We start from the raw sequence: 12721 nt of genomic DNA, 5'->3' as shown, positions 1-12721 counted from the left end.
TTTTTAGTCATTTAGTGTAAAGGGTTTAGTTAATAATTATCTGATTGTCAGCTATTTCGTAATCTATCGAGTAGTTTTCTTTAAAGGCCTTCATTACCTGTTCTATGGTTTCAATGTCAAATGAGGCATTGTAAAACTTTTCATCCAAAGCTTTGTTGTTGTTGATTATGGTGACATTATAGCGTCGCTCCAACTTTTTTCGGATATTTTTAAAAGGGATGTTCTTGAATATTATCCTTCCATTGATCCACGAGGTATAAATGTCCGTTTCTACTTCCTCAATGGTCATTGTTGCGTTTTCTTTGTTCCAGGACGCCTTTTGATTGGGTACTATCATAAAGGAGTTTTCCTCTGTCTTGGCACTGTTGCTGGACAATTTTACGGAGCCCTCCACCAAAACGGTAGAGATGTCATCATCTTCTGGATAGGATGAAACATTGAATTTTGTACCCAAGACTTCTACTTGCACATTGTTTGCAATCACCTGAAAAGGGCGGGCTTCATCCTTGGTTACATCAAAAAAGGCTTCTCCCCATATTTGAACAACTCTTTTGGTGGTTTCAACAAATTGTACAGGATACTTAATGGTACTTCCGGCGTTGAGTTTTATAGAGGTGCCATCGGACAATACTAAATCGAATTTTTTACCTAAAGGAACCGTTAGTTCATTATAAACTAATTCTTTCGGTTCTTTTTTGGCTTTCCCGTAGGTTATGGTATTACCAGATTGGACACCCACAACATTTCCATGGGAGTCCATAATGTCTTTATTGTCATTTTCGGTGATGACACTTGTATTGCCATTCTCCAATTTAAGAACAATGGAATCATCGCCTTTTTGGTTGTGTAATCCATTATTGGGAGTCCCATACATTTCATTGAAGAAATAAAAAGCTCCAGTGATTAAAACAATACTGGCTGCGTATCTAAAAAGGGGGATATATGAAAACCTTCGGTTAATGTATGTACTGCTTTTATCTTTTTTAATGTTCTGAAGAATTCCCGTTAGAATGCTGTTTTTAAGTTCCTCGGAATTACCGAGCTCCAAAGGCCAACTGTCTTCTTGGGCAGCTTGAAAACTCTCCAAGTAATTCAATAGCATTTGTTCTTCTTCAGGAGTGGTGTTGCCATCCTGATATCTCTTCAAAAGGGATAAAAAATTCTTTTTGTCCATTGCGACGATACAGGCCCGGTAGTGACCCTTTTTTTATATAGTGTAAATAAAAGGAGGTATCCCCTATTCCAAAATGGGACTTTTTTTATTTTTTATGTATAAAGCTGAAAAAGAGACTTTTGTGTCGTTTGGTTTTTAAAAGAAAAGAAACCATATGAAGAAGAGATAACTTCCCACTGAACTCCGTAAGGCTTTTAATGCCTTGGAAATATGGTTTTCAACTGTCTTTGTGGAGATGTCCAAAAATTGTGAGATCTCTGCATGACTCAATTGTTCCTCCCTACTTAGGGTATAGACTTCCCTACATTTTTTTGGCAACCTTTCCACGGTTGTACCTATTCTTTGGACGAGCTCTTGGTAAAGATATTCAGACTCAGGAGAGCTGTGGTACAATCGTTGATCAAGGTTTTCAAATAGGTGGCTGCCAAGATTTTTCTCCTTTTGTCGAATTTGCGCAAATATTTGGTAGCGAGCACTGGAAAATAGATAGGCTTTAAATGTAGATGTGATATTGAGCTTTTCCCTTCTGTTCCATAAATCCATGAACAAATCCTGTACAATGTCCTTACAAATTTCCTTATCCCTAAGAACATTGTAGGTATATAGATAAACAGGGTTCCAGTATTTTTCATAGAGTTCGGTCAATGCACTTTCATCGTTGTTTTGCAAACGGTGCAACAAAGCCTTATCTGTATGTAGGAATAGTGGACCCATTATTGGGGAAACTTAAATTGCTAAAAATTAATTTTTAATGAAACAATTTGTTTGACTAAAAGTAAATAAAATTTAATGTGGAATTTGCTTTTTTTTAACAGAATGTAGTACTTTTTTTGCCCTTTTTTCCTTTTGATATGTTTTTTAGAATAAAACGTTATTGTTTTTACCCATTTTAGGTGAATTTAGAGTAACCTGGTTTTGTGAAAAATATGTTAAAACATAATCTTGGCCAATGTTGAAACTAGGGTTCAATAGCTATGGAATGTGCAATCAGGAATTTAACCTACTATTTCTATTGTTGGGTCTGTTTGGATATGCGTTGTTTTAGCTTGGATTCGTTGTTTAGAAAAAGCTCAATTACATACCTGCCATCTTCAAAGTCAACCATGTCTATGGTAAAAGTGGTATCCTTTACTTGGCTAAAAGGGATGGTTTTCTTCACGTCGCCATCCTTTAAGATGTGTATTTCTCCGTCTGTGGGTTGCTGTAGCTGAACAAAAAGCTGCGTCTTGTCTTGTATTCTTCTAGGATGGAGTTTTAAAAGGCTTTGTTCAACCTCATCATCCAATTTGGGGTTTTCCTTCACTGAGAAATCAAATTGCTCACCAATGCCACAATCACTTTCAAATCGATGTAGTATCCTACCGGTCGTATCAGATAATTGTAAATAACCAAAACCTTGCTGTGGCATAAACCAGAATTCCAATCCATTATGGGCAGAATCTTCCAAGGTCATTCTATATGTCCCCAAGGTAAGGTCCAAAGTGTCTTTGTAAAGCATATCTTTTTGAACCGTTTGTGGGTCAATTTCATAAATTACCTTGTTAGCCCCGTTCAAAATTCGAATCATGTTTTCCTCTGGGGTATTGTTGGATTTATAAGTCACCACTACTTGTTTGGGCATTTCTTTGGGTGAGTTGAAACTGGACTCATTTTTATTGTCCGAAAGCCATTCATCTTTTTGACCATTAGGTTTTTTTAATTCGGCATAAAAGCTGTTCCCACCAAAATTAAAATCGATGGACCCCGGAAGCGTAACTAGGGTTTCTTCATAGAAATCCAAGTTCCCAGCCCACTCTAGGGTTTTTTCAGCAAAGCCTTGCGTACCATACACAATGGTTAGGGAAGTCAAAGGCTCACTGCCCAAGTTTTTGATGACAATTTTTGGTTCGGCAATCGAGGGGTTGAAGCGGTTCAACTCAGGAGCTGAACTAGGTACCAAAATTTGGTCCAGGGATACATCAAATTTTTTGGTGGGTTTTCCATATTGAAAAAGTAGTGCACTGATGCTCTCATTGGCCTGTATGTTCTCGGTGGCCGTATAGGGTTCCATTTCAAAATCAATGGTGTGGGAAGTATCAGTGACTGGAAAATCAATAATATCTGGAGCCTGAAGGTCTCCAGGGCACCAATAGGCACGGTCAAATATCCAAGTTCCTCCTTGCGGATATAAATTGTTGTCCGCACACTCTTTCCACATGTCCCTTCGGTCAATGCTCTCTCCATCCAGCAATACTTCCCGCCATCTGCTACAGAACTCGCTACACCCTTTTGGATGATCATAGCCGTGACCGGTATGCAATATCCGAAGCCTACTGAAAGCAGTGCCTTCCTCCATCTCGATCTTTTGAGGGGTAAGCGATTCTTCAATGGGGTTTTCAGGATCGCCATATTTAAAGTTGCCATCGTATACTTTTTTATAGGCAATGGGTTGTGCCACGGGATCTCCAAGTTCCATATGAAAACTCACATTGAGGTCCCAGCCCACAGTGGTAGCTTCATATCCTGTGTGGTTGTATTCAATTTCAACACTGTCCCTTAGAATATTTGCAAAATCGGTTACATCAATACGCCAATGCCAACGCCAATCCTTTTTGAAATTACTGCCATAAGGCGTCAACATTTTACCAATTTCCAGATCCAAGGTATCCCCTTTGATTCCGCCGACACGTTTTATTCTTATGGGATCCAGATAATCCCAATGAGCAATATTGATGGAATCAGGATGCCCTAATGCCACTTCCATGAAGATGCGCCGTACAGATTCTTCTTTGCTTGGAAAAACTCCCCAGGCAGAAAACGGGTTGTTTCCTTTATTGGGATTGCACACTATGGTCATATGGTCATGGGTAGTCACTGTATGAATGCTTTTTTCACTTGGGGCATTTTGGCATCCTGTCATAAGGAGAACAATCAAAAATAGTGAGGGAGTAAGGTTGAACTTCATTTGGCTGTTTTTAGAGATTGTAGGTATTCTTAAGGCGCAAAAATATATTTTTTGATACGACATGACCTAAATTCAACAAAAAATGAAAAATATGTGATGGCGGTTTGAAGAATAAAATCGTAGTGGAAATCCATTAAATCAATAAGGATAATGCCCATTGTACTTGGTATTCGACAGAGTGTACTTTACACAAAATTAAAAGTGTTTTGTACGGTTATAAATAGTTTTTATTTTAGTAGGCAACAGTTAGCAATATCTCATGAAACCAACAAACCAAGCCCAGCAGTTCTTCTTTCTATCCCTATTATCTATACTGATATTTTCTTGTAAGGAGGAACCCAAAGAAATTACTCAGAATGATCAGAAACCGAATATCATATATATTTTGGCCGATGATTTGGGATATGGAGAATTGGGTGTCTATGGTCAGGAAAAAATTGAAACCCCCAACATTGATGCCCTTGCTAAAAATGGTATGTTGTTTACGCAACATTATACCGGGGCCCCGGTATGTGCCCCGGCACGTTACATGTTGCTTACAGGAAAACATGCAGGGCATGCCTATATTAGGGGAAATGACGAATGGCGTGAACGGGGCAAGGTTTGGGACTATAAGGAAGCTATTAAAGACTCCACACTGGAAGGACAACGACCTATACCGGATTCTACCTTGCTATTTCCACAATTGCTTCAGAAACAGGGGTATACTACCGGTCTTGTTGGAAAATGGGGCCTCGGGGCTCCGCATACCAACGCCATTCCCACTAAAATGGGATTCGATTATTTCTTTGGGTACAACTGTCAAAGGCAGGCACACACCTACTATCCAGTTCATTTGTATGAAAATGAGAATAGGGTATATCTCAACAACGATACTATTCCACCCAATACCAAACTTGAAGAAGGCGCCGACCCTCATGATCCAGAAAGCTACAAGAATTATAATCTGAATGATTACGCCCCGGAGTTTATGTATGAAAAAATGATGGGCTTCCTTCAAAAAAATAAGGAAAACCCATTTTTCTTCTATTGGGCAACCCCTATTCCCCATAATCCTATCCAAGCGCCTCAACGATGGGTAGACCACTACAGGGAAAAGTTTGGTGAAGAAGAACCTTACTTGGGGCAGAACGGTTATTTTCCCCATCAAAATCCGAAGGCAGGCTATGCCGCGATGATTTCCTATTTGGATGAAAATGTGGGGAAATTAGTGGCGTATTTAAAAGCAGAAGGACTTTACGAAAATACCCTGATCATTTTCTCCTCGGATAATGGAGTTACCTTCACGGGAGGAACCGATGGGGCTTATTTTAACAGCTCAGGCCCGTTTGGTGAGGCGTATGGACAAGGCAAGGGTTTTGTCTACGAAGGCGGTATACGGGTTCCCATGATAGCCTCATGGCCTGCAAAAATCAAGGCGGGGACCACATCGGATCATATTTCGGCCCATTATGATGTCATGGCCACTTTGGCCGATGTTGTAGGCTATGAAGCCCCAAAAGACACCGATGGAATCAGTTTTTTGCCCACTTTGCTCGGAACCGAGGGGCAGCAACAGCACGATTTCTTATTCTGGGAATTTCCTGAATATGGCGGACAAGTGGCCATCAGAATGGGAAAATGGAAAGTAGTGCGCCAACATTTAAAAGACAAGGAAGCTCCCACTTTAGAACTGTATGATCTGGAACAAGACCCAGCGGAGAGCAATAATATTGCAAGAGACCATCCCGAAATTCTCCAGAAAGCGGCGCAAATCTTTGATCAAGAGCATACCAATGCGGAAACAGAACGGTTTAGAATTCCTTTGATAGAAAACGACTTATTGGCCGAACAAGAGTAAAAGGCTTGCATAAGGAAGTCTAGCTATTTCAAAAAACCATAAAATGAGAACAAAGCTCATGTTTATGTGGGCTAAAAATAGTCCCACCCACACTTCATTTTTTTAAATAGGCTAGATTTGGATTGGAGAGGACTTCTGCCTGTATTTTGGACGGGGTTCTCTGAAACTCCGTGGGGTTCATTCCCGTGAATTTTTTAAAGGCGGTGTAAAAAGTGGAGGGGGTATTAAAACCCGCTTCGTAGGCCAAGGCCTCAATTTTTACATTTTTTCCCCTTCCATTGGACAAGGCGGCGGCCACTTGTTGTATCCTGCAGTAGTTGATGAGTTCAGGAAAGGTCATTCCGTATTCCTGTTTAATGATTCGGGAAATTAGGTAAGCAGGGTGATTTAATTTTTTGGCAAACTTATCCAAGGTAAGTGAAGGTTCCTGATAGATTTTTTGGGTGTTGAGTTCGGATTTGATACGATTGATAAGGGAAGAATCTACCGCAATACTTTTCTTTTTTGAAGGAAAGAGCACAGGATTGTTCAGCAGAAAGACCAAAAGCCCAAAAACCATGATCGCGGCAACCACTGCCCCCATGGCGTAGTTATACATAGTGTCCGTGTAAAATTGAAAAAGAAAGATGCCTCCAAAACATCCCACAGTGAGAATCAAAAGGGAATTCCATTTATGGAAAACGGCTTTGCTTTCGCCATACTGACGAAACTTGAACCAAGCGGCCAATACATAGATGAAAAGGCCGCAGGTGGTATAGAGATAGTAGAAGCTGGCCACAGGGTTTTGGGACAAGGCAATATGGACCATACCTATAAGTGCAGGTATAAAATGAAGTAAGTCCTTTGGTGCCAATTTTTGGGTTTCAACATCAAAATACTTAAAGTATAACCATAGAAGAGGGCCAATACACGAAAGGCCCAAATATCCAATGGCCACGGCGAGATTGGGAATCTCTCCCGAAAAAAACAAAATGGATTTTACAATCCGTAGGGAAAGGGCCATAAAGAGAAAACCCAAAAACTTTAGTTTAAAACGCTGTTCGTTTCGCACAAAAAGGAGGTAAAAAGAAATCAAGAAGCCCAAGGCTATGGCAATACCCGAAAAGAAGGCCAAAAAAAGAAAATCTTTCATAAAAAACATCTTCGGAATTCGAAAATCAGGAATCAAAAAGCCCAAAATCGAACTAAGCTTGCACAATATAAGTCATTCAATGGGTTAATGGCAAGCCAATTAATGTTAACGATTATAAAGTTGAAAATGAAAAATATAATGCTAAGACTTTTTGTATGTGCCCTGTTACTAAGTGCACCTTTGGGGGCATTTGCCCAATTCCACACCTTAAAAATACCGCAGACCAGTAACCAGGTCAGCGAAACCCAACAATTGGCCGTGACCGATATTACCATAAGCTACGGTAGCCCATCTGTAAACGGTAGGGATGTATGGAATAATCCCAACATTATCCCCCAAAAAGGGGAGCCCATTGCTTGGCGTGCAGGGGCCAACATGAACACCACCATCAGTTTCAGTACGGATGTGCTCATTGAAGGACAGTCCCTTAAAGCGGGAACCTATGGATTTCATATTGTTCCGGATGGAAACAATTTTGAACTCCTGTTCGCCCATAACCATAACCAATGGGGAAGCTACTATTTGGATAGGGAAAATGATGTTACCCTAGCAGTGAATGTCAATGGAGTGGCCTGTGAATTTTCTGAAAAATTGGATTATGAGTTTTTGGATTGGACACCAAATTCGGTTACTATCGGATTGGAATGGGGAGACAAGCGCATTCCATTTAACGTGTCCGTGGATTTGGAAACCACCGTGGTGGAAAGTTTTAGAAGCGAGCTCAGGGGAATAAATACCTATCATTGGCAGGCCTGGAACGATGCCGCCCGATGGTGCTTGGACCACAATACCAACTTGGAAGAGGCCTTGCAGTGGGTCAATAGGTCCATTAATGGTGGATTCAATGGCTTTGCGGCAGACAAAAACCTGACCAATATGTCCACCAAAGCATTGCTTTTGGAGCAATTGGGTAGATCGGATGAGGTATCTGCAGTCTTGGATGAGGCTTCTGGAATGGTGGACAATGCCATGGAGGCCAATAGTACTTCCATGCTGATGTTGCGGTTGAATCAACCGAAAAAGGCATTGGATTTTGTCAGTTCCAAGATCAAGGAATATCCAGAAGCTTGGTTCCTGAAAATCAATAAAGGGATAAGCCACTATTTTTTGAACGATCCCAAACGGGCCGTAAAGGAATTGGAATCGGTTTTACCTGAAACTCCACAGCAATTTCAGCCAAGGGTACAAGAAATTATAGGTGAGGTGCAGTCTGGCACATATCAATTACCCTTTTAAAAAATCATTCCAGGATATTCAAACTTTTTATACCTATTGGTAGATGATTTTCGGTACTATTTTTCTTTTTTGTGAAAGGAAGTCCCATTTCTAAGGACTAAGAAGAGCAACTGGGTTGGTCTTTCCACAATGGAACCAGCATTTTTGTAACCTTCAACACAATCAACATGAAAAAAATAGTAGTGGTACTGTTCCTTTTGATGGGAACTTTCCTTCAGGCACAGTCTGTGGATTACAATGTTAAAAAGGGGTATGCCGCCAATGGATATGACGTTGTGGCATACTTTGATGGGAAGGCCAAAGAGGGCCTCAAAAAATTCTCCACTGAGTTTGATGGGGTACAATTCAAGTTTCACAATCAGGAAAATTTGGACAAGTTCAAGGCAATGCCCAATAACTATCTTCCTGAGTATGGAGGATATTGCGCCTATGCAGTGGCCGTATCCGGAAAGAAAGTGAATGTGGATCCCAAAACGTTCGAAATTAGGGACAACAAGTTGTATCTGTTCTATAATTCCGGAAACACCAATACCTTGAAACTCTGGCAGAATGAATCTCCGGATAAACTAAAAACAAAGGCGGACAAGAACTGGGAAAAAATAAAGAATCGGTAACTTTTTGGATATAAGGTAGTCTAAACTAGATAGGTAATTTGTTTTTGCTGGGTCTAGAATAGTACTTTAGGGTATTGTTTTACAGCCCGTTGGCCATTTCTGTTGCATGAAACACTATTTAAAAGTTGCTTTTTCAGGTCTTCTCATTAGTTTTTTAGGGGCATTGCCTTTAGGAACACTAAACCTAACGGCTTTTGATATTGCTGCTTCCCAGGGAACGTATTCGGCCCTATGGTTTTGCCTTGCCGTAATTTTGGTGGAACTTGTAGTGGTGCGGTTAACCCTGTATGGGACTGAAAGACTGCAAATGGATGGAAAAGTCATGGATTACCTTCTTCCGTTCGGGGTTTTATTATTGATGTATTTGTCTGTTTCCCATTTTATGGATTTGGCCAAAATCAGCGAAGTGGATTCTAAAATAGATGTATTGCCCCAATTGAAGTCCACCTTCATGCTCGGATTTTTGCTCAGTGCCTTGAATCCCCTTCAAATACCATTTTGGATGACTTGGAACAAGGTGTTGGAAAACAAAGGCATTTTAAGAGCAAACCTAAAGTACTATTCCTTTTACATCTCAGGAATCGGTGTTGGCACCATGATCGGACTGGGTGTTTTTGTCCTAGCCGGAAAATATATTCTTACAAATTATAATGATTACAGCAGGGTGACCAATCTCCTCATGGGATTGCTATACCTTGGATTTTCTTTCTATCTTATGTACCTGTTCATCAAAAAACGATTAAACTATAAAACACAATGAGTATGTTCAAATCTTCTGTGGACACCATTGAGCAGTTCAAACAAATCCTTCAGCAAATCCCGGGGGAATGTTACTCAAAATCGTGCACTGTTCTATTTAACTCAACTATCGGTCAGCATACAAGACACATCATTGAACTTTATCTATGCTTGCTGAAAGGGTATGATCAGGCCGATGTATCCTATGACCGTAGAGAACGAAATCAACGTATTGAACTAGAATTGTCTTATGCGATTGAGCAGTTAGACTTGATTCAGAGACAATTGGAACGACCCAATAAGTCCATAAAGGTTACTTATGATTTATGTGGGGCAGAAACCTGTTTGGATTCCAATTACTTCAGGGAGGTCATGTACAACTTGGAACATACGATCCATCATCATGCACTCATTAAAGTGGGGATACAACATTTTACTAAAATGGAGCTTCCAGAGTCGTTTGGCGTGGCTCCTTCAACCATACAACACAAACAGGCATGTGCACAGTAAGTTTCATCTCAGAACGGGGTAAATATTTTATCACTTCCAATCGTGATGAGCATGTGTCACGCCCCTTGGCTTTTGAACCCAAGGAAGAGATGATTGGTTCCTTGAAGGTTGTATTTCCTAAGGACCCTAAGGCAGGGGGGACCTGGTTTGCTCTCAATGAATTGGGACATGTGGCCGTTTTGCTCAATGGGGCTTTTGTTCGGCATCAGACACAAGGGCCCTATGCCAAGAGTAGGGGATTGGTATTGTTGGATGTGATAGCTTCCGCCGAGCCAGAGTTACTGTTGCAAAAAATGGATTTATACCAGATAGAACCCTTCACCCTGGTGTTGCTCAATGGAAATCTATTGGAATTTCGATGGGATGGGAGCCAGAAATATTTTAGGCCATTGGACAAGTCTAAAAACCATATTTGGTCATCTGCAACGCTATATAATGATGAGGTGATAGCCCATAGGGCCAAAATGTTCGAGGATTTTTTGAAAGACCAAGACCATATTGAAGCCTCTGATGTGGTGGATTTCCATTCCAACAACCACGAAGATTTTGAAAACGGCTTTATCATTGATCGTGAAACCGGGCTCAAAACCTTCAGTGTTACCCAAGTAGTCATTGATCAGGAAGATATGTTATTACGTCATTTTGACCTTCTCGATGACAAATTCTATGAATTGCCCTTTTCATCCACATCCATATTACCCGTAAAATGAGCAGCTTTAAACTAAAATGGTACAAGCTAACCCATTGGGAGTACTGGCCGTTATGGGCCATTTACTACCCATTGTTTCCGGTTTGGCTGTATTATTCCATCAAGGCGCGTTCCTTTTTCTTTTTCAATGCCGCAAATCCGGCCATGAAGAATGGGGGTATGGCCATGGAATCCAAAATGGAGATCTATAAGATGATCCCGCAACAGTTTATCCCCAAAACCGTATTTGTTGGTAAAAATGAATCTTCCAAGCTGGCTCTGGAAAGAATTTTGGCATCGGATATTGGCTTTCCCTTCATTGCCAAACCAGATATAGGGATGAAGGCCTTTGGGGTGGATAAAATCTACAATAAGGACGAATTTAAAAACTATCTTAAGCGTACCCCATCCCATTTTTTGGTGCAAGAACTCATTCCGTATACCAAGGAAGTGGGTATTTTTTATGTGCGTATACCGGGTTCGGAAAAGGGGAGGGTCACAGGCATTGTGTCCAAAGAATTTCTTTCCGTCATTGGAAATGGAACCAATACCATCGAAGAATTGATCAAAAAGGAGTATCGGAGCCATTTGCAGCTAAAGGCTTTGGAAAAGAAGTTTGGGGAAACTTTAAAAACAGTATTAAAAAAAGGTGAGGAATTTATTCTGGTGCCTTATGGAAGCCATACTCGGGGCGCAAAATTTGTGGACATTACCCATAAATTAAATGATGGCCTAGAGAAAGTCGTAAACAGCATCTGTTCCCAAATGAGAGAGTTCCACTATGGTCGGTTGGATGTGCTGTACAATTCTTTTGAAGAGCTTAGCCAAGGCAAAAAATTTAGTGTGATTGAAATCAATGGGGCAGGGGGAGAGGCTACCCATATTTACGATCCCAAGCATTCCCTGTTTTTCGCATGGCGCGAAATTGCCAAGCATTGGGGTTATATGAATGAAGTAAGCATTCTCAATCACAAAAAGGGGCATTCCTATTTAAGCTTCAAAGACGGTAGGGCCATGCTTAGAGATCATGAGGCTTTGGAATCAAAGCTAAAAGTGATATCATTATAAGATTTAGGACTTATATGCCTTCAGGGCTTGCCTGAAAAAAGCAGATGTCGTTGCTTCCGTTATATCGGAAGCGGGTAAAATGGCTCCATTAAACCCATTGTTTTTCCATGTGCCTTGGGCGAGTGGCTTAAAGGCCCACGTTCGCAACTGGGTATTACCTCGATAACCACTGATATAAAAATAGAAGTCGTTCTCCATACTATCCGGAATGGCTAGTCCCAATCCCACTGATTTTCCTGAACCATCATGGAGATGGGCAAAAGCACCCGTATCAAAATGATGGGGCCATACACGCACTTCAGATTCCAAATTTTCATCCTTCAAGAATGTGGTAAGTACTTTTTGGGCCAAGCTCCGCAAACGGATGAGTTCTTCAACTTCACTATTACTGTAAAGTTCAAATACCTCCTCCTCAGCCATGGTATAAGGCAAGCTGTAATGAAGATTGTATCGGTAGGGTTTTTCAAGCTCTGAGGCTTCTGCCATTTTGGAGAGCCATTCCACCACCTCTGTATGGGTCTTTCCCTTTAGGGAAAGTGACTGTGTTGTACTGGACTTCCAGTCAAGGGAAAAAGTGCCATAATTTAACCCCAATTGCGTGCCAGAAGTATTCAGAGGCCAAGTGAGCAAACTTTTATCGGCCACTGAAAACCCTAAATTCGTATGGCTGTCATCCTTCTTGTGGGGTAAAAAACTTTTGCTAGCGGTAGCTAGGTACTGAGCTGCTAAATGGAACTGTTTGATCATTTTCATGGCAACCAAAGTGTGTTCCCTGAA

The 12721-nt window shown here is 40.9% G+C and carries 12 protein-coding genes; 7 read left to right on the top strand and 5 right to left on the bottom strand.

Annotated elements, in window-relative coordinates:
* Positions 1-25: 25 nt before the first annotated feature.
* From ACP14V_RS12690 to ACP14V_RS12680, 3 genes are all read right to left on the bottom strand, one after another.
* On the bottom strand, positions 26-1147 hold the full coding sequence (locus ACP14V_RS12690; RefSeq protein WP_272608286.1) for a FecR family protein: 1122 nt from the start codon (positions 1145-1147) through the stop codon (positions 26-28).
* Between the two features lie 162 nt (positions 1148-1309).
* Complete coding sequence (locus tag ACP14V_RS12685; RefSeq protein WP_272608284.1) at positions 1310-1888, bottom strand: RNA polymerase sigma factor; 579 nt, start codon at positions 1886-1888, stop codon at positions 1310-1312.
* 295 nt (positions 1889-2183) lie between these two features.
* A complete protein-coding gene (locus ACP14V_RS12680; RefSeq protein WP_272608282.1) occupies positions 2184-4118 on the bottom strand; it encodes a peptide-N-glycosidase F-related protein in 1935 nt (644 codons plus the stop codon).
* 259 nt (positions 4119-4377) lie between these two features.
* Here ACP14V_RS12680 and ACP14V_RS12675 point away from each other — a divergent pair, with 259 nt between their 5' ends.
* A complete protein-coding gene (locus ACP14V_RS12675) occupies positions 4378-5958 on the top strand; it encodes an arylsulfatase (RefSeq protein ID WP_272608281.1) in 1581 nt (526 codons plus the stop codon).
* A gap of 94 nt (positions 5959-6052) precedes the next feature.
* Here the strand turns inward: ACP14V_RS12675 and ACP14V_RS12670 are convergent, their stop codons facing one another.
* Positions 6053-7090, bottom strand: coding sequence for a helix-turn-helix transcriptional regulator (locus ACP14V_RS12670; protein WP_272608279.1), 1038 nt, complete (start codon positions 7088-7090; stop codon positions 6053-6055).
* Between the two features lie 138 nt (positions 7091-7228).
* Between ACP14V_RS12670 and ACP14V_RS12665 the strand changes: the two genes are divergently transcribed.
* The 6 genes from ACP14V_RS12665 (at position 7229) to ACP14V_RS12640 (ending at position 11944) form a co-directional block, all read left to right on the top strand.
* Positions 7229-8326: a DUF2911 domain-containing protein gene (locus ACP14V_RS12665; RefSeq protein WP_272608277.1), complete on the top strand. Its 1098-nt coding sequence runs from the start codon at positions 7229-7231 to the stop codon at positions 8324-8326.
* 167 nt (positions 8327-8493) lie between these two features.
* Positions 8494-8940 carry a YHS domain-containing (seleno)protein gene (locus ACP14V_RS12660; protein ID WP_136566454.1) on the top strand — a complete coding sequence of 149 codons (447 nt, stop codon included), beginning with the start codon at positions 8494-8496 and terminating at the stop codon, positions 8938-8940.
* Between the two features lie 106 nt (positions 8941-9046).
* On the top strand, positions 9047-9700 hold the full coding sequence (locus tag ACP14V_RS12655) for a LysE family translocator (protein ID WP_272608273.1): 654 nt from the start codon (positions 9047-9049) through the stop codon (positions 9698-9700).
* A 2-nt stretch (positions 9701-9702) separates the two neighbouring features.
* Entirely contained in the window at positions 9703-10188 is a 486-nt protein-coding gene (locus ACP14V_RS12650) for a DinB family protein (RefSeq protein ID WP_136566452.1), read from the top strand.
* Positions 10176-10898 carry an NRDE family protein gene (locus ACP14V_RS12645; protein WP_272608272.1) on the top strand — a complete coding sequence of 241 codons (723 nt, stop codon included), beginning with the start codon at positions 10176-10178 and terminating at the stop codon, positions 10896-10898. The genes ACP14V_RS12650 and ACP14V_RS12645 overlap by 13 nt, the downstream gene beginning before the upstream one ends.
* Positions 10895-11944, top strand: coding sequence for a D-alanine--D-alanine ligase (locus tag ACP14V_RS12640; protein ID WP_272608270.1), 1050 nt, complete (start codon positions 10895-10897; stop codon positions 11942-11944). Before ACP14V_RS12645 ends, ACP14V_RS12640 begins: the two co-directional genes overlap by 4 nt.
* 3 nt (positions 11945-11947) lie before the next feature.
* On the opposite strand, the gene ACP14V_RS12635 is transcribed toward ACP14V_RS12640, so the two are convergent.
* Positions 11948-12697: a hypothetical protein gene (locus ACP14V_RS12635; RefSeq protein ID WP_272608268.1), complete on the bottom strand. Its 750-nt coding sequence runs from the start codon at positions 12695-12697 to the stop codon at positions 11948-11950.
* Between the last annotated feature and the right edge of the window lie 24 nt (positions 12698-12721).

Origin of the sequence: Flagellimonas alvinocaridis (assembly GCF_965248585.1) — a bacterium.
GTDB classification, from domain to species: domain Bacteria; phylum Bacteroidota; class Bacteroidia; order Flavobacteriales; family Flavobacteriaceae; genus Flagellimonas; species Flagellimonas alvinocaridis.
The sequence above is the reverse complement of the archived record's forward strand: the minus strand, read 5'-3'. Positions and strand labels throughout refer to the sequence as shown.